The sequence below is a fragment of the Streptomyces sp. CA189 genome (assembly GCF_056428985.1).
Genome location: NZ_JBWJVM010000021.1, coordinates 77382 through 100089 on the forward strand (window position 1 = coordinate 77382; position 22708 = coordinate 100089).

The following is a 22708-nucleotide window of genomic DNA, read 5'->3' on the forward strand; positions in this document are numbered from 1 at the left end:
GTGTGCACGCACGTGCCAGATCGCATGCGCGTTCAGGCAAGAGCCGGGGTGTCCTGGTACATACCGTGATGCCGGAGGAGCGGACCGCCTCGCTCCCGTACCGGACGATTACACAGGCACAGGGGGCCTTTTACGTGACCATCATGGAGACTCCCAGGCCCACCGAGACGCGCGAGAACGCGCCCACCTCGGCGGAGGACATCCTGGCGCGCGCCCGCGCAGTGGCCCCGCTGCTGCGCGAACGGTCCGCCGAGATCGAGCTCAACCGGCGTCTGCCCGACGACGTCGCCCAGCTGCTCCGCGAGACGGGCGTCTTCCGTACCGGCCTGTCGAAGGACTGGGGCGGGCCGGAGCTCACGTTCGCGCAGCAGACCGAGGTGATCGAGGCGCTCTCCTACGGCGACCCGGCGGTCGGCTGGTGCGGCATGATCGGCATGGACACCTGGATCTACGCCGGCTACCTGGACGAGCCCGTCGTCAAGGAAATGCTGGAGAACCCCGATGCGATAACCGCCGGCCTCATCTTCCCGGCCGGGCGCGCCGAGCGGGTCCCGGGCGGCTACGTCGTCAACGGCCGCTGGCCGTTCGGCAGCGGGATCACGCACGCCGACTGGGTGGTCGGCGGCTGCGTCGTCCACAGCGACGGGAAGCCCGAACCGGGTCCCGACGGGGCGCCGGTGAACTGGCGGCTGATCGTGGCCCGCAGCGAGGACTTCGAGAAGATCGACACGTGGCACACCGTCGGTCTGGCCGGCAGCGGCAGCATGGACTACCAGGCCAACGACCTGTTCGTGCCGGAGGAGCGCTCCTTCTTTTTCGCGAATCCGCACACGTCGGGCCCCTACGCCGCCCCCGACGCCTTCCTGGGCAACGTGCCCGGTGTACCGCTCGGCGTCGCCCGTGCGGCCATCGACCACGTGCGCGAGCTGGCGGCCAACCGGGTCGAGAGGGCCACCGGCCTGGCCTGGAAGGACAGCTACCGGGTACAGATCGCCCTCGGCCAGGCCGAGATGGAGCTGTCCGCGGCCCGCTACGCGGTCTACGGCTCTCTGGACGAACTGTGGGAGCGGCTGGTGTCCGGCGCCGAGCCGACCCCGGAGCAGCAGGTCGCCGCGGCGCTGGCCCGCGTCAACGCCTTCAAGACGGCCCGCTCGATCGTCACCCGGCTCTCCGACCTCGTCGGTACGGGTTCGATCTACCAGACCTCGCCGCTGGGCCGCTGGCTCCGCGATCTGCACACCATGTGCCAGCACATCCTCGCCCAGGAGCAGATCGTGCAGTCGGCGGGCGCCTACCTCCTCGGGGGGACGCCTGAGGCGCCATTCCCCCTCGGACTCAAGGGATAACCGGGAACGGCGAGGTCGGCCGGGACGGCAGGCCGTCGCCTCGGTCGTGTCGCTGACCGGCACGTGACTAGTGAATTGGGACAGGCATGCCTACATCCAGCGAATCAGCAGTCGAAACAGCAGTCGAACCCGAAAGGAAGACCGAAGGAACCGATAACAGCTGGGGATTCCGCCAATGGGGCCTGCTCGTCAGTGTCTGTGCCGCATTCTTCCTGGACGCCCTCGACAACATCATGGTCGGGGTCGCGGTCCCGCCCATCCAGGCCGACCTGGGCATGAGCACGGCGGCCGTGCAGTGGGTCGTCAGCGCCTACGTCCTCGGATTCGGCGGCTTCCTGCTGCTCAGCGGACGCATGGCGGACCTCCTGGGCCGGCGCCGCATGTTCCTGTGGGGTGTCGCCATCTTCGCCGCCGGATCGATGGTCGGCGGGATCACCGATGACGGCCTGGTGGTGATCATCTCCCGGTTCGTCATGGGTGTCGGCGCCGCCTTCAGCGCCCCGGCCAGCCTGTCCATCATCCTCACCCACTTCCCGGCGGGCCCCCAGCGCAACCGCGCGGTCGGCATCTACACCGCCTGCGGCGCGGTCGGCTACTCCACCGGCGTCATCGTCGGCGGCGCGCTCACCGAGATCAACTGGCGCTGGACCTTCCTGCTCCCGGTCGTCGTGGCGGTCTTCACCTTCATCGGCGCCGTGGCCCTGGTGCCCAAGGACGTCAAGACGGACCGGGCCGAGGGCAAGTTCGACGTCGCCGGCGCCTTCACCGTCACCGCCGCGATGCTGATCCTCGTCTACAGCATCGTCGAGGCCCCCAACGTGGGCTGGCTCTCGGCGCAGACGCTGGGGATGTTCGCCGCCACCGTGGTCCTCCTCGCGGCCTTCGTCGCCATCGAACGCCGGGCGGCCCAGCCCCTGCTGCGCCTCGGCCTGCTGCGCAACCGCGCGCTGGTCGGCGCCAGCCTGGTCGCCGCGGCGATCCTCGGCACCTACATGAGCTTCCAGTTCATCGGCGGTCTCTACCTCCAGTCCCTGCGCGACTGGTCCCCGATGCAGATGGCGCTGGCCTTCCTGCCCATCGGTCTGCTCATCGCCACGATCGCACCGCGCGCCGGCAAGCTGATCTCGCGGTTCGGCGTCCAGTGGATGATCTTCGCCGGGTTCGTCGCCTACACCGCCTCGTACCTGCTCTTCCTGCGGATCGACAGCACGTCCTCCTACGTCTGGGTGATCCTGCCCAGCATCGTGCTCATCGGCATCGCCTTCCCCTTCTCCTTCCCCGCCGCCAACGTCCAGGCGACCACCGGCGTGGACGACTCGGAGCAGGGCCTGGCCGCCGGTGTGCTGCAGACGGGCTACCAGGTCGGCGCGGCCGTCGTCCTGGCGATCGTGACCGCCACGATGGCGGCCGAGGGTACGTCCGAAGGCGGGGGCGAGACCCTGGGCAGCTTCCACCAGGGCCTCTACGTGGTCACCGCCATCTCCGCCCTGACCATGGTGCTCACCCTGGTCGCGGCGCTGCGCGCCTCGGCCCGCAAGCGGAAGGCGGGCTCGCCGCAGCACTGACCGCGGCTCCCCGCTCGACCTCCCACAGCCCTCAGGACCCGAGCGGGTCCTGAGGGCTTGCCCATGGGTGAGCCGTCAGGACCAGGCCACCACACAGAAGCAGGCCCTCGCCTGGGGCGAGGACCTGCTTCTGTGTGGTGGCCTGTGGCGGGGCGCTGTCCGTGCGGGTCAGCCGAAAAGGCGGCCCAGCTCCCCGTGGAAGCCCGGGAAGGTCTTGGCCACGCACGACGGGTCGTCCAGGGTGATGCCGGCGGCGCGCAGGCCGAGTACCGAGAAGGACATCGCGATGCGGTGGTCGCGGTGGCAGTCGATCGTCGCCGGGGCGGGGGTGCCCGGGTGGACCGTGATGCGGTCCGGGCCGTCCTCCACGCGGATGCCGAGGGCGCGCAGGTTGCCGGCGACGGCGGCGATGCGGTCGGACTCCTTCAGCCGGGCGTGGGCGATGCCCGTGATGGTGACGGGCGCGTCGGCGAGCGGGACGATCGCGGCCATCGTCATGAAGGTGTCCGAGATATCGCCCATGTCGACCGTGAAACCGCCGCGCAGCGGGCCCGTGCCCGTGACCTCGGTCCAGTCGTCGGTCCTCGTCACCTCCGCCCCGGCGAGCCGCAGCACGTCCACGAACGCCGTGTCGCCCTGCAGGCTGCCGTTGCCCAGGCCCTGGACCCGTACGGTGCGGCCGGTGACGGCCGCCGCCGCGAAGAAGTACGAGGCGGTCGAGGCGTCCGGTTCGATCTCCAGGTCGGCCGGCGCGTACCCGCCGGGGTGCACGGTGATCGCGCCGCCCCGCTCCTCCACGCGCGCGCCGAAGTGCCGCATCAGGGCCAGGGTCATGTCCACGTACGGGCGGCTGACCAGGCGCGGTACGTCCACCGTGAGCGGACCGCCCATCAGCGGGGCGGCCATCAGCAGGCCGGAGAGGTACTGGCTGCTGAGCCCGGAGTCCAGCTCGATCCGGCCGCCGGCGAGGCCGTTCGCGGTCAGGGTGAAGGGCAGGCCCGTACCGCTGGCCTTCGCCCCGAGCCCGGTCAGCGCCTCCAGCAGCGGCCGCAGCGGGCGGGCCCTCAGCTGGTCGGAGCCGTCGAAGGCGATGTCCCCGTACCCGGTGGCCGCGAAGGGCGGCAGGAACCGCGCGGCGGTACCGGCGTCCGCGCACCACACCCGGCCGGGTCCGGCCGGGCCGGTGCCGCGACCGGTGACCTGCCAGACCTCGCCGGAGCCGTCGCCGTATCCGGAGCCGTCGCCGTACCCGTACCCGGCGTCCCCCACATCGCGCACGCCGGTGCCCAGGTCCGTCAGCGCGGCCCGGAAGGCGAGGGTGTCGTCGCTGACCAGCGGCGCGCGCAGGCGGCTGCGGCCGGGGGCGGCGGCCGCCAGGAGCAGCGCCCGGTTGGTGATGCTCTTGGAGCCCGGGATGCGGGCCTCCAGCACGGTGGCGGCGCTCATCGGCCCGCGCTCCTGCGCCGGGCGCGCTCGAAGCTCGCGCGGGCGGCCGCGGCGACCTTGGGCGCCGTCAGGCCGTGCAGTTCGTACAGGGACTGGTACGGGGCGGACGCGCCGAAGGAGTCGATGCCCAGCGAGGTCCCGGCCGCGCCGACCAGGGCGTACCAGCCGAGGCTGGAGCCCGCCTCGACGGAGACCCGGGCGGCCACCTCGGCGGGCAGCACCTCCTCGCGGTACTCCTCCTCCTGCGCCTGGAACCACTCCAGGCAGGGCATCGACACCACTCGGGTGGCCAGGCCCCCGTCCTGCAGGATGCGGCGGGCGTCGAGCGCGATGGGCACTTCGCTGCCGGTGGCGATGAGGATGGCCTCGGGGCGGCCGCCGTCGGCCTCGGCCAGGACGTAGCCGCCGCGGGCCGCGCCGTCGGCGGGGGACAGCCCGCTCTCCTCGGTGCGTTCCAGGACGGGCAGGTTCTGCCGGGACAGGCACAGGCCGGCCGGGCGGTCGTCGTTCTCCAGGATGGTGCGCCAGGCGACGACGGTCTCGTTGGCGTCGGCGGGCCGGACCACGTCCAGGCCGGGGATGGCGCGCAGCGACCAGAGGTGCTCGACCGGCTGGTGGGTGGGGCCGTCCTCGCCGAGCCCGATGGAGTCGTGGGTCCAGACGTAGGTGACGGGCAGCTTCATCATGGCCGCGAGCCGGACGGCGGGGCGCATGTAGTCGGAGAAGACGAGGAAGGTGCCGCCGTAGGGGCGGGTCCCGCCGTGCAGGGCGATGCCGTTGAGGAGGGCGCCCATGGCGTGCTCGCGGATGCCGAAGTGCAGGGTCCGGCCGTACTGGTGGCCGGAGTAGGCCGCGGTCGCCAACTCCTCGGGGATGAAGGAGGGTTCGCCCTTCATCGTGGTGAGGTTGGACTCGGCGAGGTCGGCGGAGCCGCCCCACAGCTCGGGCAGTACGGGGGCCAGCGCGTTCAGCACCTCGCCGGACGCCTTGCGGGTGGCCATCTGGCCGCCCCCGGAGAACACGGGCAGGCTCTCCCGCCAGCCCTCGGGCAGCCGGCGTTCGGAGAGCCTGTCGAAGAGCTCCGCGCGCTCGGGGTTCAGGGCGCGCCAGTCGGCGAGGGTCTTGTCCCACTGGCGGTGGGCCTCGGCGCCGCGGTCGGCGACCCGGCGGGCGTGGGCCAGGACCTCGGCGGGCACCTGGAAGGAGAGCGAGGGGTCGAGGCCCATCGCGGCCTTCGCGGCGGCGGCCTCCTCGGCTCCGAGGGCCGATCCGTGGATGCCCCCGGTGTTGCGCTTCTTCGGCGCGGGCCAGCCGATGATCGTGCGCAGCGATACGAGGGAGGGCCGGTCGGTGGTCTCGCGGGCGATGGTGAGCGCCCGGTGCAGGGCCTGCACGTCCTCGGTGTACCCGCCGGCCTCCCCGCTCGCGGTCCAGTCGACCTCCTGGACGTGCCAGCCGTACGCCCGGTAGCGGGCGAGGGTGTCCTCGGAGTGGGCGATCTGCCGGTCGTCCTCGATGGAGATGCGGTTCTCGTCGTAGAGGACCACGAGGTTGCCCAGGCGCTGGTGGCCGGCGAGCGAGCTGGCCTCGTGCGCGACGCCCTCCTCCAGGTCGCCCTCGGAGGCGATGGCCCAGACGGTGTGGTCGAAGGGGGAGGTGCCGGGGGCGGCTTCCGGGTCGTACAGGCCGCGCTCGCGGCGGGCGGCCATGGCCATGCCCACCGCGTTGGCGAGGCCCTGGCCGAGCGGGCCGGTGGTGGTCTCCACACCCGGGGTGTGCCCGTACTCCGGGTGCGCGGGGGTCAGACTGCCCTCGGTGCGCAGGCCCTTGAGGTCGTCGAGGGTGAGCCCGTAGCCCGAGAGGTAGAGCTGCGTGTACAGGGTGAGGCTGGCGTGGCCGCAGGACAGGACGAAACGGTCGCGGCCGGCCCACCGCGGGTCCCGGGGGTCGTGCCGCAGCAGCTGCTGGAAGAGCAGGTAGGCGGCCGGCGCGAGGCTCATGGCGGTGCCGGGGTGGCCGTGGCCGGCCGCCTCGACGGCGTCCACGGTCAGCGCGCGGGCGACCTCGACGGCCCGGCGGTCGGCGTCCTCCCAGAGCAGGACGGGCGCCTGCGGGGCGATGGCGACGGTCATGACGGGCCTTCCTGTTCGGGGAATTCGAGTACGGGTACGGGTGCGCGTGCGGGTACGAGCGCTCCGGCGGGTACGGGTACGGCGGGCCGGGTCACCGGGCGAGCCGGGCGTACGCGGCGGTCAGCAGGCCCTCGTCCGGGGCGGTGAGCAGGGCGGGACGGCCGATGGCGTCGAGGACGACGAACCGCAGCCGGTTGCCCCGGGTCTTCTTGTCGATGCCCATCGCGTCGCGCAGCGGGGCCCAGGCGCCGGTGTGGCCGGTGGGCAGTCCCGCGGCGGAGAGGAGCGCGCGGTGGCGCTCCGCGTCGGCGGCGGACAGCCGGCCGTCGAGGCGGGCGAGTTCGGCGGCGAAGACCATGCCGGCGGCCACCGCGTGGCCGTGCCGGACCCGGTAGCCGGCGACCCGCTCGATGGCGTGGCCCAGGGTGTGGCCGTAGTTGAGGTGCTCGCGGCGCCCGTCCTCGCGGAAGTCCTCCGTGACGACTTCCGCCTTGACCCGGATGGCGCGCTCCACGAGCTCGCGGGTGTGGGCGGCCCCGGCCGGGTCCTTCTCTACCAGGCGCAGGATCTCCGGGTCGGCGATGAAACCGGCCTTGATCACCTCGGCGAGGCCGCTGACGTGGTCGGCGGGCGGCAGGGTGGCCAGCAGGTCCAGGTCGCACAGCACCCCGGCGGGCGGGTGGAAGGCGCCGACGAGGTTCTTTCCCTGGGGCAGGTTGACGGCCGTCTTCCCGCCGATGGCGGCGTCGACCATGCCGAGCAGCGTGGTCGGCACGAGGACGAGCCGGACGCCGCGCAGCCAGCCGGCGGCCGCGAATCCGGCGAGGTCGGTGGTGGCGCCGCCGCCGACGGCCACGATGGCGTCGGAGCGGGTGAACCCTGCGTCCGCGAGGGCCCGCCACAGGCCCACGACGACGGTCATGTCCTTGGCGGCTTCGCCCTCGGGCACTTCGAGGGAGACCACGATGCGTCCCTCGTCCGTGAGCTCCCGGGCGATCCGGCGGGCCGTGGCCAGCAGGGCGCGCGAGTGCACCACGGCCACCCGCAGCGGTTCCGCGCCCAGCACGCGGCCGGTCTCGCCCGCCTCCCGGGTCAGCCCGTGGCCCACGACGGCCTCGTACGGCCGGTCGCCGCCGATCCGGATCCGGGTGCTCCCGGTCGTCAGGATCGGGGTGCTCATCGGACGGCCAGGTGGTCGAGGTAGCTCCGGTGGTTGCGGGCGGTCTCCACGAGGGAGTCCCCGCCGAACTTCTCCAGCGCGGCGTGCGCGAGGACCAGCGCCGTCATCGCCTCGGCGACGACCGCCGCGGCGGGCACCGCGCAGACGTCGGAGCGCTGGTGGTGGGCGACGGCCGGCTCGCCGGTGGCGACGTCGACGGTGGCCAGGGCGCGGGGCACGGTGGCGATGGGCTTCATGGCGGCGCGCACCCGCAGCGGTTCGCCGGTGGTCATGCCGCCCTCGACCCCGCCGGAGCGGGCGGTGCGGCGGCGGACGGCGCCGTCCTCGCCCCGCTCGATCTCGTCGTGGGCGAGGGAGCCGGGGACCCGGGCGAGGCCGAAGCCGTCGCCGAACTCGACGCCCTTGATGGCCTGGATGCCCATGAGGGCGGCGGCCAGCCGGGAGTCGATGCGCCGGTCGCCGTGAACGTAGCTGCCCAGGCCCGGCGGAAGTCCGTACGCGAGGACCTCGACGACTCCGCCGAGGGTGTCTCCGCTCTCGTGGGCCCGGTCGACCTCGGCGACCATCGCGGCGGAGGCCCGCGGGTCGAGGCAGCGCACCGGGTCGGCGTCGACGCGTTCGGTGTCGCCCGGACCGGGGACCACGCCGTCGGGGGCGGCGGCCGCGCCGAGCGCGACGACATGGCTGACGACGGTGATCCCGTACGCCTGCCGGAGGAAGGCGCGGGCGACCTCGCCGAGGGCTACGCGGGCGGCGGTCTCGCGGGCGCTGGCCCGTTCCAGCACCGGCCGGGCGTCGTCGAACCCGTACTTCTGCATGCCGGCGAGGTCGGCGTGGCCGGGGCGGGGCCGCGAGAGCGGGGCGTTGCGCGCCTGGCCCGCCAGGACCTCCGCGTCCACGCCGTCGGCGGCCATCACCGTCTGCCACTTGGGCCATTCGGTGTTGCCGACCTGGATCGACACCGGTCCGCCCTGGGTGAGGCCGTGGCGGACGCCGCCGAGGAAGGTCACCTCGTCCCGCTCGAAGGCCATCCGGGCGCCCCGGCCGTGGCCGAGGCGGCGCCGGGCCAGGGAGTCGGCGACGGCCTTGGTGGAGACCTCCACCCCGGCGGGCAGGCCTTCCAGGACGGCGGTGAGGGCGGGGCCGTGCGATTCGCCCGCGGTGAGCCATCGCAAAGTACTCAAGGTGATCCTCTGTCGTGGGGCGTGGTGGGAGGTCGGTAGGCGGCCGGTCGGCGGGTCGGCGGCCGGCGGGTCGGATCCCGGCGCGGTCGGACGCCGGCGCGGTCGGACGCCGGCGCGGTCAGACGCCGGCGGTGACCGGCGGGGCCTCGATCGGACCCATGCGCTGGACCCGCCAGCCGGCGCTCATCAGGCGCTGGGCCATGTTCGAGGCGGTGCCGCGGGCGACCATCAGCTCGACCAGGCCGCTCTCGTCACCGGGCGAGTGGTCGATGGTCATGTCCTCGATGTTGACGCCGAGTTCGGCGGCGCTCGCGAGGAGCCGGGCGAGTTCACCGGGCTGGTCCCCGATGAGGACGCGGACCGGGGCGCACGCGGGCACCGGGTGCCCGTGCTTGCCGGGGATGCGGTCGCGGCCGATGATGCCGCGGCCGAGCAGGTCGGCCAGGAACGTGGTGCCCTGGGCGCGTTCGGCCGCGTCGTCGGTGGCGAGGCCGCGCAGGGCGGCCACGGTGACCTGGAGGTCCTCGGCGAGTTCGGTCAGCACGTCGGCGACCGCGGTGGCGTTGGACTCCAGGATGTCGCCCCACAACCGGGGGTCTCCCCCGGCGATCCGGGTCACGTCGCGCAGCCCCTGGCCGGCGAGGCGGCAGGCGTCCTCCGGGAGGTGCTGGAGGCGCGCGGCCATCAGCGAGGCGACGACGTGCGGGGTGTGCGAGACCCGGGCCACGGCCCGGTCGTGCACCTCGCTGTCCATCACGACGGGCACCGCCCCGCACAGGGAGACCATCATGAGCGCCATGTTGAGCGCCTCGCGGCCGGTGTCGGCCGTCGGCGTCAGGACCCAGGAGCGGCCCTCGAAGAGGGTGGCGCAGGCGGCGAGCGGGCCGGAGCGCTCCCGGCCGGCCATGGGGTGTCCGCCGATGAAGGTGACGGGGTCGGCGCCGGCGGCGAGCACCCCGATCTCCGGCCCGCTCTTGACGCTGGCGACGTCGGTGTACGAGCGGGCCAGGGCGCGCTTCTGCTGGGCGGCGAGCACCGCGCCGACCTGGGCCGGCGGAACGGCCAGGACGGCCAGGTCGACCGTGTTCCTCGGGGGGCCGACGGTACCGGCGCCCAGGGAGGCGGCGGTACGGGCGGCCGACTCGTTCTCGTCGATCAGGTGGACGGCCACCCCGCGGCGGGAGAGGGCCAGCGCGATGGAGGTTCCGATGAGTCCCGTCCCCACCACCGCGGCGGAGCGGATCACCTCGGCTCCCCTGCCACGGAGAGGTCTCTGCGCAGGGCGGCCGCGCCGCCCAGGTAGACGTGCTTGATCTCGGGCTTGGACAGCTCCGTCTCGGCGTACGCGAGGATGCGGACCACGCGGGGCAGGGACCCGGCGATGTCCAGTTCCTGTGCGCACATCAACGGCACGTCGGTCACGCCCAGTTCGCGGGCGGCCACCGCCGGGAACTCGCTGACCAGATCCGGGGTCGCCGTGAAGAGCACGCTGACCAGGTCGTCCTGGTCGAGCCCGTTGGCTTCGAGCATCTCCTGGAACAGCGTCCGGACCCCGTCCAGCAGGTGGACCCGCTCGTCGACTTCCAGCTGGATGGCACCGCGCAGGGCACGCACGGACATGGTCTTCTCCCTTTGCTGAGGACGGTACGTCGATCGGTCGCGCGGGATCAGGCGGCGGGTACGGCTTCGCGGCGGGCCGCGCCCTGGGCCGTGCGGTCCCGGTACAGCTCGGCGACCTGGAAGGCCAGGTCGAGGGACTGCTTGCGGTTCAGGCGGGGGTCGCACGCGGACTCGTAGCGCCGCCCGAGGTCGGTGAGGCGGACCTCGGCGCCGCCGCCGACGCACTCGGTGACGTCGTCGCCGGTCAACTCGACGTGGATGCCGCCGGGGTGGGTGCCGAGCGCGCGGTGGACCTCGAAGAAGCCCGCCACCTCGTCGAGCACGTCGTCGAAGTGGCGGGTCTTGTGGCCGCTGGGCGCCGCGAAGGTGTTGCCGTGCATCGGGTCGCAGATCCACGCAGGGCTCGCGCCCTCGGCGGTGACCTTGGCGACGAGCTCGGGCAGGATCTCGCGGACGTTGCGGGCGCCCATGCGGGTGATGAAGGTGAGGCGGCCGGGCTCGCGGTCCGGGTCGAGCTTGTCGATGAGCGCGAGGGCCTCGTCGGCGGAGGTGGTGGGGCCGAGCTTGACGCCGATGGGGTTGCGCACCTGGGAGGCGAACTCGACGTGGGCGCCGTCCAGCTGACGGGTGCGCTCGCCGATCCAGATCATGTGGCCGGAGACGTCGTACAGCTGCCCGAAACGGGCGTCGACGCGGGTGAGCGCGGCCTCGTAGTCCAGGAGCAGCGCCTCGTGGCTGGCGAAGATCTCCGAGGAGTGGACCGCGGCCGGGTCGGCGCCACAGGCGGCGAGGAAGGTGAGGGCGTCGTCGATGTCGCCGGCGAGGCGCTCGTAGCGCTCTCCGACCGGGGAGGCGGCGACGAAGTCGCGGTTCCACTCGTGGACCTGGCGCAGGTCGGCGTAGCCGCCGGTGGTGAAGGCCCGTACGAGGTTCAGGGTGGCGGCGGAGGAGTGGTACATCCGCTTGAGCCGCTCGGGGTCCGGGGTGCGGGACTCGGGGGTGAAGGCGAGGCCGTTGACGGAGTCTCCGCGGTAGACGGGCAGTTCGACGCCGTCACGGACCTCGGTGGACTGGGAGCGGGGCTTGGAGTACTGCCCGGCGATCCGGCCGATCTTCACCACGGGCACGGAGCTCGCGTAGGTGAGGACGGCGGCCATCTGGAGCAGGGTGCGGACCTTGTCGCGGACCTGGTCGGAGCTGACGGCGTCGAAGGTCTCGGCGCAGTCCCCGCCCTGGAGGACGAAGGCCTCGCCCCGGGCGACGTCGGCGAGGCGGTCGCGCAGGCGGTCGCACTCGCCCGCGAAGACCAGGGGCGGGTAGGAGGCGAGGTCGTCGAGCGCGGAGCGCAGGGCGACCGGGTCGGGGTAGGACGGCTGCTGCGCGGCGGGCAGCAGCCGCCAGGAGTCGACGGCGGCCGTGGTGTGCGTGGCGAGGGTCATGGTGGCTGGGACCTCGATCGGTTTCGTTCGGAAAGGGAAGAGGTGTGGCCCTGCCGCCGACCGGAGTGGCGGACCGGGGTGGCGGGGGACCGTGCGGCCGTGCGGCCGCGCGTTCCCCGGGCGGGCGTTCCGTTGCAGGAGCCCGGCTCGCCGGGCTAGACCGGCTCGCGCACCTCGGGCGCCGGTCCGGCGGTCGCGGTGGCGGTGGCGGCCGCGGGCGCCGGGGCGCCGGTCTTCGCACCGGCGGCCCGGGGTTCCTTGGTGAGGCTGAAGGAGAGCAGACCGCCAACGCCGAGGACGGCGATGACGATGCCCATCGGAACCGCGCTGTCCTCGCCGGCGAGGCCGACGAGCGGGACCACGGCCGCGCCGATCAGATGCTGGGACAGGCCCAGCAGCGCGGCGGCCGAGCCGGCCACGTCGCCGTGGTCCTGCAGGGCCAGCGCGAAGGAGTTCGGCAGGACGAGCCCGACGCTGGAGACGACCAGGAACAGCGCGACGAGCAGCGGGGCCGGGCCGGCGTCCGTGAGGACGACGGCGAGCAGCGCGAGGCCGCCGGCCGCGGAGAGGAGCAGACCGGCCGCGAGCAGGGCGCGCGGGCCGGTCCGGTGCACGACGCGGCCGCCGGCCTGCGCGGCGATGACCAGGCCGAGGGCGTTGACCGCGAAGACGGCGCTGTAGCCCTGCGGGGACATCCCGTGGAGGGACTGGAGCACGAAGGTCGAGCCGGAGATGTACGCGAACATCGCGGCGAAGGCGAAGCCGCAGGCCAGGTTGTAGCCGACGAACACCGGGTCGCTGAGCAGCCTGCGGAAGACCGGGCCGGTGGCCTTGAGGCCGCCGCGCACGCGCCGATCGGCGGGGTGCGTCTCCGGCAGGGCGCCGGCGACGCCGAAGAGCATCGCGGCGCCGATGACGGCGAGGGCGATGAAGATGCCCTTCCACGAGGTGACCAGCATGAGCTGGCCGCCGAGGACGGGGGCCAGGATCGGCGCGATGCCGGTGATCAGCATCAGCTTCGCGAAGAACCGGGCCGCGGCGGGCCCGGTGTGCCGGTCGCGCACGACGGCGGAGGCGATGACGATGCCGGTGGCCCCGCCGAGGCCCTGGAGGGCGCGCAGCCCGACCAGCGTCCAGATGTCGGTGGCGAAGGCGCAGAGCAGCGCGGTGACGGAGAACAGCGCGAGACCGGCGATGAGCGGGCGGCGGCGGCCGAGCGCGTCGCTGAGCGGGCCGGCGACGAGCTGGCCGATGCCGAGGCCGAGCAGGCAGGCGGTGAGGCTGAGCTGGGCCGCCGGGGCACTGGTGTGCAGGTCCTCGGCGATCTGCGGCAGCCCCGGCAGGTAGGCGTCGTTGGCCAGCGGGCCGAGGGCGGTGAGCGCGCCGAGGATGACGACGTACCGGGCGAGCCCTGCGCCCTTCGGTGTCGCGGGTGGAGCCATGGTCGGATCCCCTCCGGGGAACGCGGAATCAGTAGGCGACGGTGATGCGGGACCGGATGGCGTCACCGCGCTCCAGTACGTCCGCGAAGGCGACCGCGTAGTCCGCGATGCTGATGCGGCTGTGGCCTTCGGCGTCCACCACGAGCTGGTCACCGCCAACCCGGTAGGTGCCGGTGCGCTCGCCGGGCTCGATCCGGGCGGCCGGGGAGATGAACGTCCAGTCCAGGGTGTCGGCCTGGCGGTAGAGCCCCAGGGCCTCGCTCTGGGCGAGCGCGTTCTGCTTCCAGATGGCAGGGAAGTCCGGGTCGTCGATGACCTTGACTCCCGGGGACACCTCCAGGCTGCCGGCGCCGCCGAGGACCACGACACGGCGTACGCCGCTGCGGGTCAGGCCCTCGATGAGTGCGTTGGCCGCACCGACGATGATCTTGTGGTCGTCGTCGAAGCCCGGCTTGGGACCGACGGCCGAGGCCACCGCGTCGTAGCCCCGCGCGGACAGTTCGGCCACGGTGTCGGCGCTGGTGGCGTCACCGGCGACGACGGTCAGGTCCTCGTGGCTCTTGCCCGCGATCGCGCCGGTGCGGGTGGCGCCGGTGACGGAGTGCCCGCGGGAGAGCAGCTCACCGGCGATGGCGCTGCCGATGTGTCCGCTCGCGCCGAAAAGAAGGATGTTCATGGCGTGCCTCTTCTTTCTGGGTGCTTCTCGCGGGGTGTCGTCGTACGCGAGACGGGTGCGGGCTAGTCCTCTTCCAGGAAGTCGGGCTGCTCGCGGACGATCTCGTCCCAGAGCAGCTGGAAGCTGAACCAGCCCAGCTGCTCGTTGCCGAATCCGTCCCCCGCGGCCACGGCCTGCTCGTGGCTGAAGCTCTTGGGCGTGCCCGCCGCCCGGGCGAGCAGCTGCACCTGGGCGCAGCTGTCGTAGGTGAAGAACCAGTGCACGGCCTCGTCGAGCGATCCGCCGACGGTTATCAGGCCGTGGTGGCGCAGGAGGATCGCGCGGTTGTCGCCGAGCTTCTCGGCGATGTCGCGGCCGAGTTCGGCCGAGACCGAGGGGCCCTCGTACTCCTCGTAGAGGACCTGGCGGTTGTAGAAGGCGGCGGACTCCTGGTCGATGGGGTCCAGCAGCCGGCCCAGGGAGCCCAGCGCGCGGGAGTGCGCGGTGTGGCCGTGGGCGGCCGCCGTGGCACCCGGCTGCATCTCGTGGATGGCCGAGTGGATGACGAAGGCACTGGGGTTGACCCGGTGCTTGCCCTCCACGACGTTGCCGGCGGAGTCGACGCAGATCAGGTCGGCGACGCGGACCAGGTTGAAGGAGACGCCGAAGGGGTTCACCCAGAAGCGGTCCTCGTGCTCCGGGTCGCGGACCGAGATGTGGCCCGAGATGCCCTCGCCGAAGCCGTACTTGCCGAACAGCCGCAGGGCGGCGGCGAGCCGCTGCTTGCGGTGGCGGCGCGTCTCCTCGTGGGTGGTGAAGACCGGCTCGCCGGGGATCGGCAGGCCGGTGTGCGTGTCCGCCAGGTAGGCGGGCCGGTCGGTCTCGGTGACGCTCATGCGCGGGGTCCTCATCTCCGGATCGTTCTCCGGTAGTGGTACGGATACGGGTGCGGGCGGCGGCCGGTCGGTGAGCGGGGCTGGACCGTGAGCAGGGCTAGACCGTGAGCAGGACTTCCTCGTTCTCCCGGCTCGCGGCCGTGACGGTCTCGGCGTGCTGCAGGATCGCGCCGACGATGTCCTGGCTGCGGTCGACCAGCGAGGGGATGCCGAAGGTGAAGAAGAGCGAACCCGCGGCGATGTTGCCGAGCCCGTACAGGCGCGGGTCGGATCTGCCGTTGGTCGTCAGCTGGCTGGTCGGACGGGCTATGTGCAGGCCGCCGTGGGGGTGCCGGCTGGCGACGCGGCTGCGCATGAGCGAGGTGACCAGGGGCGCGGCGCTGGTGGGGATGCGCCCCTCGGAGGCGTTCACGGCACTGACGACGCGGTCGGCCGTGAAGTTGTGGCCCTCGGCGGTGACGACGTCGAACCCCGCCTCGGGGTTCGGGGTGATGTTCTGCAGTCCGGCGACGATGTCGAGCTTGCCCGCCTCGACGAGTTCGAGGAGGACTCCGGCGCTGCCCGGCGGCATGGGGCAGCACAGGCTCATGATCGTGCGGTAGTGGGCGCGCAGCAGCTGGACCTTGTCCTGCTCGCGCAGCATCGGCCAGACGTCGGGCCCGGTCTCCGGGACGGCGCGCTGCAGGATGCGCAGGCCCATGTGGGGGGAGTCGACCTCTTCGATCTGCCGGCGCAGCCGGTCGACCGGGTTCTCCAGGTCGACCCGGATGATCTCCTCGACGGTCGCGTCGAGGTCGGCGCCGATGTCGCGGAACTCGGCCCGCATGACGGTGGCGATGTCCTCGAGGGTGACCTCGGGGTGGGTCGTGGCCAGCGCCTCCATCCGGTGCGGGGTGAAGTGGCGCAGCTCGAAGGGGACCGCCTTCTGCCGCACACCGGGCAGGACGCCGCGGCGGGACATCAGGCTGATGCGGCCCTGGTGGCCCTGGGCGGCCAGGGACAGGATGATGTCGATGGCGGTCAGGCCGCTGCCGATGACGGCGACGTGGTCGTTCTCGCCGACGTCCGCCAGCTTGTTGACGATCGGGTACGGGTCCCCGACGAAGCCCTCGGTGCCGGACAGTCCGTAGACGTCCTTGGGGCTGTCGCCGCCGACGCACAGGATGGCGTAGTCGAAGGCGCGGGCGCGGCCGCTGCCGGTGCGCAGCAGTACCCGGTTGGCGGCCCGGCTGGCGGAGGTGACGCCCTCGCCGACGAGGTCGACGCGCCAGCCCTGGCGGCGCAGTTCGCCGAGCGCGGCGTACGCGGTCTGCTCCAGGTACTCGCCGTAGACGGTGCGGGGCGCGAAGCGGCTCCCGGACCACCGGTCGACTCCGGTGCGGACGCCGACGACCTTGTCCCGTGTCTCCAGCCAGTTCTCGAAGTGCTGGAGGTCGCCGGCGCGCACGGACATGTCGTCGGGCGTCGCGTTGACCTTGAGGGTCTCGGTGTCCACCTGGTAGGCGCGGCCGCGCCACAGGTGCGGTGACGGTTCGAAGACCGTGAGGCTGCCTGGTTCGCTCTCTGTTCGGGACAACGCGTCGATCAAGCAGACTGCAGCCGCGCCTCCTCCGACGATACCGATCGAGAATCCACGGGACATGTGTCAGTCACCTATCAATTCGTGGAAGGCGCTGGGTCGTCGTGCGCCGGCCTTGCTGTCCGTGATCACGGGGCCCTCCTCGCCTACTCCGGGGATTCGGTGGAAGCCGCCGGCCCGCCCCCGGTGCGGAGGGGGTGAAGCCGGTCGGCCGATGGGGTGGGGCACTCCGGCTCAGGTGGCGGAGTTCTTGCGGTCACGCATCGAGACGGCCCCGGCGTCTCGGCGGTGTCTTCGCCCGCACGTCACACCTGTTCCAGTTCGAACCTGTGGAATCCGCCCTGAAGGAAGATCAGGGGGGTCTGGGCCTCACGGGCCCCCATGGCGAGGACTTCGCCGATGACCATGACGTGGTCGCCCGCCACCACGTGGTCGCGGAGGCTGCACTCCATCCAGGCCGCCGCGTCGAACAGCAGCGTCCCGGTGGCCTCGCCCGGGACCCCGGCCACCTCGGTGAGCGCCCGGTCGCGCTCGGGCCGCCGGCGTGCGAACGCGCGGGCGGTGGACTCGCCCTCGGCGCCGAGGATCGAGATCCCGACGACGCCGGTGCGCATCAGCTCCGTGAAGAACTCCGAGTCGTGACGGAAGCTCAGGGAAACCAGCGGCGGCTCCAGTGAGACGGAGGTGAGTGAGTTGACGGTGATCGCATTGTGGGTGCGTACGCCGTCTTTCTCGGTGTACGTGCTGACGATGCAGACCCCGGTGGCGAAGGAGCGCATCACATCGCGCAGGTCGTGGTTCATGCCGGGCCTCTCTGCTGGGCGCGGACGGGTGTGCTCGGCGCCTGGGCCGACGGCACCCGTCCGTACGCGGGCTGACTGGTCAGTTCTCTTGGGCCCAGCGGCCGCGGGTCCAGCCGTCGAGGTCGTAGTCGTCCATGGCTTTCTGGACGAGGTCGCCGTAGGTGTCGAGCAGACCGGCGTCGCGTGACCAGTTGAGGGTGTCGAGGCGCACCTGGTCGGGGCGGTCGGCGGAGTTGAGGTCGTACAGCTCGTGGCGGGCGCCGAACTCGGTGCCGATCGCGTCCCAGGCCAGCTTGAAGAGCTTGGTGCGCTCCTCGGCGGTGGCGCCCGTGCCGCGGTAGTAGCGGTCGAGCAGCGGGCGCAGCTCGGGGTTCTGGAGGTCCTTGCCGCTGGAGGGGGTCATCAGCAGCGCGCCCGCGAGGTGCTCCTCGAAGAAGCGGTGCGTGCGCTCCCAGCCGAGCGGGGCGAGCGCCCGGTAGCCGGCGGCGTAGTCCATGCGCGGCAGGACCGTGCCGGCCGGGCCGTACTCCGGGTCCAGGGCCATGGCAGTGGTGACGGCCCAGGTCTGGTGGCGCCAGGCGAGCAGCTCGCCGAGGCCGGCCCGGACGTCGCGCAAGCCGTCCGTGCCGTTGATGCGCGTGCCCCGGTCGAGGATGCCCGCCATGAACTGGAGCTTGACCGACCTGCGGATCGCGCCCTGGAAGAAGCCGCGGGAGAGCAGGTCGGAGCGCGGGAAGCACGGGTGGATCTTCTCGGTGTCCCGGTGGATGAGGACGCTCTCCCACGGGATGAACACCTTGTCGAAGACCAGCACCGCGTCGTTCTCGTCGAACCGGCTGGAGAGCGGGTTGTCGAACGGGCTGGTGGCCTTGGACTCGTAAGAGGTGCGGCAGACGATCTTCATGCCGGGGGTGTTGAGCGGGGCCATGAAGGCCAGCGCCATGTCGTCGGCCTTGCCGGCGTCCGGGTCGGACGGGTGGCTCTGGCCGACGAAGGCGACGTTGGCCAGCGCCGAGGCGGTGGCCATGAGCTTGGCCCCCTCGACGACGATGCCGTCCACCCGCTCCTCGACGACCTTCAGGTGGACGTCGCGGATCTCGTGTGACGCCCTGGTGCGGTCGGCGGGCGGGTTGACGATCGCGTGGCTGACCGAGAGACCCTGGCGAGCGTACTTCTCGTACCAGGCCCGGGCGTTGTCGCCGAACGGCTCGTAGAAGTCGTGGGTGACCGCGAGGCCGGCCATGAACGACGCGTTGTAGTCGGGGGTGCGGTTCATGAAGCCGTAGCCCAGGCGGGCCCAGTGCTCGATGGCGTCACGTGCCTTGAGGAGTTCCTCGGGCGAGTGCGCCGGGGTGAAGAAGCGGTGGACGCGGTAGCCCGTGTACCGGTCGACCGTGGTCATCAGGTCCTTGGTGTCCGGGTGGTGGAGTGCGTCGTAGAGGTGCGCGATCGACCTCGCGGCGTTGGCGAAGGCCGGGTGCGTCGTCACGTCCTTCACGATCTCGCCGTCCACGAAGACCTGGCGACCGTCACGCAGGCTCTCCAGGTAGGAGTCGCCCGTCATGAGGTCGTTCGGCGCCTCGTCGGCCGACTGATCCACTGTCGGGACCTGACCCATTTCGGTCTCCTCTCCAGGTGCTGCAAGCGACCGCTGCCGGGCGCACAGTTCGATTGATCCGAGCGTAGGTTCGGACGCCCATCCGCTCTTGCGGGGCCGCGCACGAACAATTGCCCATCCACGCCAAACCTGGCGCCATCACGTTTCCGGACGGCACGTCAACAGCTAGGAGGAGAAACTCGGTTGACATTACGGAGAAGGGGCGGCCAGGCGTCTGGATATGACGGAATAATGAATTCCGAATGCCCGGGCATAACTACGGCCCGACCTCGATCCAGGTGATTTGGATACGCGGTCGGGCCGAATGGAAAAGCAAAAAGACGTCCGGGCGGCCGGTCAGGCGGCGGGACGGGTGCGGCCGGCGGAGGCCGCGTCGATGCAGGCGGCCTCGGCGATCAGGATGATCTTCTCGACGTGTGGCAGCAGTCGCATGCCCGCCTCGGTGAGCTCGACACGGCCGCCGGCGCGATGGAACAGCTCGGCCCCGATGTAGTCCTCGAGGTTCTTGATGTGGGCGGTGACGCTGGGTTGCGAGTAGTGAAGGTTTCGGGCGGCGCGGGTGAAGCTCATCTCGGCGGCCACTTCACGGAACGAGCGTAACTGCTGGAACTGCACGGCAGGGGCTCCCTTCTACGAGGCTCAAAGCCCCGGAGATGAGAAACATACCACGGTGCAGGTATAAACACAGTAGAGGGAACCGCCGTTCACACCCCCGTACGGAAGCCGACATACCTGTGGCCATGCCCGCAGGGAGGGCATGGCCACAGGTCAGCCGCTGCTTCGTCCTGACAGCGGGTCGTGCGGAGCGGACTAGTCGGACATCTCCATGGGCGAGAGGAGGTCCCGGGCGATCTGCGGGAGCAGCCGGTCGATCAGGACGCCCGTGCGGGCGGATCCGTCGGCCGCGCGCGGGATCGCGTCGACGGCCACCGCGTGCGAGAGCACCCACGGCATGCGCCGCTCGCAGGCGGCCAGCGCCGCCTGGCGCCCGCCGGCCTCCTGGTCCTCCTCCGGGAGCGGTACGAAGGCCACCACCAGCGTCTCGCCCACCTCGGGCAGCCGGGTGCGCATCACCGCCACGTCCTGGACGCAGGGCAGGTCGAGGAGTTCGAGTTCGAGTGCGAAGAAGGCCGTCTCGAAGTCCTCCACCAGCAGCTCGTCGTACGGCTGGTCGTCGAAGGAGGGCAGGTTCACGCGGACATCTCCTGTTGCATCGACTGCTCAAGCTGCAGGTTCAGAGTGATGATGGGCAGCACCGCGTCGAGCAGGTCCCCGGTGCGGATCCGGCCCGTCGGGCTGTACGGGATGGTGTCGACCGCGATGACGTGCGCGGGCAGCGACGGCACCCGGCGGGCACAGGCCGCGCTGAGCGACTTGTACCCGGTGGCCTCGCGGTCGACCGCCACGGCGATGAAGGGGACCACGATCGCGTCGCCCAGCACCGCGTTGCTGACCCGCATGACGGCGGTGTCACGCAGGCAGGGCAGGTTGAGCAGGTCCGACTCCAGCCGGAACAGCTCGGTGTCGACCGCCGAATCGCGGACCACCACGGCCACTTCGGCGACCCGCCCGGTGATCAGCAGCCGGCCGGTCTCGTCCACGTACCCGGACTCGTCGGTGACGAGGAAGCGCTCGGTGCCCCAGCCGAGGTCCAGCTCGGCGATCCGGGTCTCGCCGTCCAGGTAGCCGTCCATGACCTGGTGGCCCGCGTAGGCGAGGCGGCCGCTCTCGCCCTGCGCCGCCGGCTGCCCGTCCTCGCCGAGGACGGCGACGGTGGTGCCGAGCGTGGTGTGGCCCGAGCGCGGCGGCGAGACCAGCAGCTCCTCGGGGCCCATGACGGCGGTCAGGCCGGTCTCCGGGCTGCCGAGCGCGGTGTGCAGCACCGGGCCGAGCCGCTCCCAGGCCGTGTTGACGGTCCATCGGCCCAGGTGGGTGCCAGGGGTGAGGAGGAACCGCAGGTGGCGGGTGCGCGGCGAGGGCTCGGCGGTCTCCGGGAGTCCGAGCAGGCCGTGCAGGGCGGAGGGGGTGATCACGCCGGTGCTGACGCGCTCGGCGACGAGCAGGGCGGCCAGGGTCTCGGGGCCGGCCCCGTCCGCGAGGACGACGGTGGCGCCGATGCCGAGCATCGTGCGGGTCAGGGCAAGGGCCGTGGACTCGGTCGGCGGGGCGGAGGCCAGGTGGACGTCGTCCCGGCTGAGCCCGAACTCGTCGACGAGGTCGACCAGGTGGCGGCCCTCGGAGGGGGTGCGGCGCACGGCGATCCGGGAGGGGCCCTCACTGCGCGCGCTGACCGCGAAGGACTCGTACGGCCGGGGCGCCGGCAGGGTGCGCAGGGGTTCGGCCGAGGTCAGCAGGTCGAAGTTGAGCGCCTGGTGCTTGCCGGGGGCCGCCGGTGCGCCGGGAGCCGTGATCCCGTCCAGGAGGACGTGCACGGCCTTCGGGCCGCCGGGCCAGACGAGCCGGTCGAGGGTGGCGCGGTGCTCCGAGGAAACGAAGACCACGGAGGGCTCCAGCCAGGAGAACACCTGGCCCAGGTCGTCCGTGCCGCTCTCCGGGTCGAGTCCCGTGCAGGAGACGCCGAGCGTGGCGCAGGCGCTCATCGCGACGGCGAGCCGCCAGCTGTTCCCGGCGAGGAAGACCGCGCGGACCGGACCCTCCTGCGGCAGGTGCTCGGTGAGTCCGGCCGCCGTCCGCTCCACGGTCTCGGCGAACTGGCCCCAGGTCAGCCGTACCCGGCCGTCGACCAAGGCATCCCGCGTCACGCCGCCCGCCGCGTGCCGGCGGATGTCATCGAGCTTGATCATGTGGCTTCTCCGTGGTCGGTCAAGAGCCTCGTTTGTCGTAGGTGGCTCGGGGCCGAGCTCATGGAAACAAACCTGCATGAAGGTAGGCAACCGTCCATCGGAAGATCTGATGTCGGCACCCGGAGCACCGGATCGGTTGCGGAAAACCCTCCGCCGGACGTCCAAGACGCCCGGCGGAGGGGAAGGGGGAGAGCGCGGGGTCCGGCAGGACGCACCGGCCGCGGGAGGTGCTAGGCCGGCAGTTCGGCCGACTCGACGAGTTCGGCCTGGGCCCGCTCCCGCAGGTGCCTCTCCAGATCGGCGACGACCCGCTCGGCGCGGCCCGGAGCCATGTCCAGTTCGGCCAGCACCGTCGGCAGCGCGATGATCGGCATGATGTGCCGGAGCATCACGGACACCCGTACTTCCAGGTCCTCCCAGTCGGCCATCACCTCCGAGAGCACCTGCAGTCCGGTGAAGGAGCCGACGATGAGGTTGGCGACCGCGTCCAGGTCCACGTGCGCGTGGAGTTCGCCGCATTCCCGGGCCTGCCCCAGGGCGAATCGGTTGTGGTCGATCCAGTCCTGGTAGGGCCGCAGGCGGTGCGCGTGATCGCTGCCGCGCTCCAGCGAGAGCCTCAGGCTGCCCTGCACGATCGGATCGCTGCGGATCTGAACGGCGAAGAGCATGCCCTTGTCGATCAGCTCCTGCAGGCGGGTGCTCCGCGGTACGAGCGGGAAGCCGACCGTGTCGATCTGGCTGGCCAGGACGGCCTGGGCCAGCTCTTCCTTGCCCTTGAAGTAGTAGTAGAAAGCGCCCTTGGTCAGGCCGAGCCGTTGATAGACGTCCGCGATCGTGGCCCCGTTGAAGCCCTTCTCCGCGAACACGGCGCCGGCGGCCTCGACGATGAGTTGCCGGGTGCGCCGAGAAGCCTCCCTCTGAGACACCCTCGCTCCTTCCACGATGCTGGCGGCCACTGATGCACCTCCTCGGGGGTATGAGCATGTCACCGAAAACAGC

At 72.0% G+C, this 22708-nt stretch carries 19 protein-coding genes; 2 read left to right on the forward strand and 17 right to left on the reverse strand.

Annotation, left to right across the window (positions count from 1 at the left end):
- Positions 1 to 143 precede the first annotated feature (143 nt).
- Entirely contained in the window at positions 144 to 1346 is a 1203-nt protein-coding gene (locus AC061S_RS18420; RefSeq protein WP_478687040.1) for an acyl-CoA dehydrogenase family protein, read from the forward strand.
- An 86-nt stretch (positions 1347 to 1432) separates the two neighbouring features.
- A complete protein-coding gene (locus tag AC061S_RS18425; protein ID WP_478687041.1) occupies positions 1433 to 2911 on the forward strand; it encodes an MFS transporter in 1479 nt (492 codons plus the stop codon).
- A gap of 168 nt (positions 2912 to 3079) precedes the next feature.
- Here AC061S_RS18425 and aroA read toward each other — a convergent pair whose 3' ends face one another.
- The 17 genes from aroA to AC061S_RS18510 all read right to left on the reverse strand — a co-directional run bounded on the left by aroA (position 3080) and on the right by AC061S_RS18510 (position 22635).
- The gene (aroA, locus tag AC061S_RS18430) at positions 3080 to 4357 is read right to left on the reverse strand and encodes a 3-phosphoshikimate 1-carboxyvinyltransferase (RefSeq protein WP_478687042.1); all 1278 of its coding nucleotides are present in this window, start codon (positions 4355 to 4357) and stop codon (positions 3080 to 3082) included.
- Positions 4354 to 6489, reverse strand: a complete 2136-nt coding sequence (gene tkt, locus AC061S_RS18435) for a transketolase (RefSeq protein WP_478687043.1) — start codon at positions 6487 to 6489, stop codon at positions 4354 to 4356. The genes aroA and tkt overlap by 4 nt, the downstream gene beginning before the upstream one ends.
- Before the next feature lie 91 nt (positions 6490 to 6580).
- The gene (gene aroB / locus AC061S_RS18440) at positions 6581 to 7669 is read right to left on the reverse strand and encodes a 3-dehydroquinate synthase (RefSeq protein ID WP_478687044.1); all 1089 of its coding nucleotides are present in this window, start codon (positions 7667 to 7669) and stop codon (positions 6581 to 6583) included.
- Positions 7666 to 8853: a chorismate synthase gene (aroC, locus tag AC061S_RS18445; protein WP_478687045.1), complete on the reverse strand. Its 1188-nt coding sequence runs from the start codon at positions 8851 to 8853 to the stop codon at positions 7666 to 7668. The genes aroB and aroC overlap by 4 nt, the downstream gene beginning before the upstream one ends.
- A 118-nt stretch (positions 8854 to 8971) precedes the next feature.
- On the reverse strand, positions 8972 to 10096 hold the full coding sequence (locus AC061S_RS18450) for a prephenate dehydrogenase (RefSeq protein WP_478687069.1): 1125 nt from the start codon (positions 10094 to 10096) through the stop codon (positions 8972 to 8974).
- Positions 10096 to 10473 carry a chorismate mutase gene (gene aroH, locus AC061S_RS18455; RefSeq protein ID WP_478687046.1) on the reverse strand — a complete coding sequence of 126 codons (378 nt, stop codon included), beginning with the start codon at positions 10471 to 10473 and terminating at the stop codon, positions 10096 to 10098. The genes AC061S_RS18450 and aroH overlap by 1 nt, the downstream gene beginning before the upstream one ends.
- A gap of 47 nt (positions 10474 to 10520) precedes the next feature.
- Positions 10521 to 11912: a class II 3-deoxy-7-phosphoheptulonate synthase gene (locus AC061S_RS18460; protein WP_478687047.1), complete on the reverse strand. Its 1392-nt coding sequence runs from the start codon at positions 11910 to 11912 to the stop codon at positions 10521 to 10523.
- A 155-nt stretch (positions 11913 to 12067) separates the two neighbouring features.
- Positions 12068 to 13354: a multidrug effflux MFS transporter gene (locus AC061S_RS18465; RefSeq protein WP_478687048.1), complete on the reverse strand. Its 1287-nt coding sequence runs from the start codon at positions 13352 to 13354 to the stop codon at positions 12068 to 12070.
- Between the two features lie 28 nt (positions 13355 to 13382).
- The gene (locus AC061S_RS18470; RefSeq protein ID WP_478687049.1) at positions 13383 to 14030 is read right to left on the reverse strand and encodes an NAD(P)-dependent oxidoreductase; all 648 of its coding nucleotides are present in this window, start codon (positions 14028 to 14030) and stop codon (positions 13383 to 13385) included.
- A 62-nt stretch (positions 14031 to 14092) separates the two neighbouring features.
- Positions 14093 to 14905, reverse strand: coding sequence for a class II aldolase/adducin family protein (locus AC061S_RS18475; RefSeq protein ID WP_478687050.1), 813 nt, complete (start codon positions 14903 to 14905; stop codon positions 14093 to 14095).
- 97 nt (positions 14906 to 15002) lie between these two features.
- On the reverse strand, positions 15003 to 16547 hold the full coding sequence (locus tag AC061S_RS18480) for an FAD/NAD(P)-binding protein (protein ID WP_478687051.1): 1545 nt from the start codon (positions 16545 to 16547) through the stop codon (positions 15003 to 15005).
- Between the two features lie 242 nt (positions 16548 to 16789).
- Positions 16790 to 17287, reverse strand: coding sequence for a flavin reductase family protein (locus AC061S_RS18485; protein ID WP_478687052.1), 498 nt, complete (start codon positions 17285 to 17287; stop codon positions 16790 to 16792).
- Between the two features lie 79 nt (positions 17288 to 17366).
- A complete protein-coding gene (locus tag AC061S_RS18490; protein WP_478687053.1) occupies positions 17367 to 18905 on the reverse strand; it encodes a 4-hydroxyphenylacetate 3-hydroxylase family protein in 1539 nt (512 codons plus the stop codon).
- Between the two features lie 336 nt (positions 18906 to 19241).
- Positions 19242 to 19520, reverse strand: coding sequence for a LysR family transcriptional regulator (locus AC061S_RS18495; RefSeq protein WP_478687054.1), 279 nt, complete (start codon positions 19518 to 19520; stop codon positions 19242 to 19244).
- A 195-nt stretch (positions 19521 to 19715) separates the two neighbouring features.
- Positions 19716 to 20099: a hypothetical protein gene (locus AC061S_RS18500; RefSeq protein ID WP_478687055.1), complete on the reverse strand. Its 384-nt coding sequence runs from the start codon at positions 20097 to 20099 to the stop codon at positions 19716 to 19718.
- On the reverse strand, positions 20096 to 21709 hold the full coding sequence (locus tag AC061S_RS18505) for an AMP-binding protein (RefSeq protein WP_478687056.1): 1614 nt from the start codon (positions 21707 to 21709) through the stop codon (positions 20096 to 20098). The genes AC061S_RS18500 and AC061S_RS18505 overlap by 4 nt, the downstream gene beginning before the upstream one ends.
- 230 nt (positions 21710 to 21939) lie before the next feature.
- A complete protein-coding gene (locus AC061S_RS18510) occupies positions 21940 to 22635 on the reverse strand; it encodes a ScbR family autoregulator-binding transcription factor (protein WP_478687057.1) in 696 nt (231 codons plus the stop codon).
- Between the last annotated feature and the right edge of the window lie 73 nt (positions 22636 to 22708).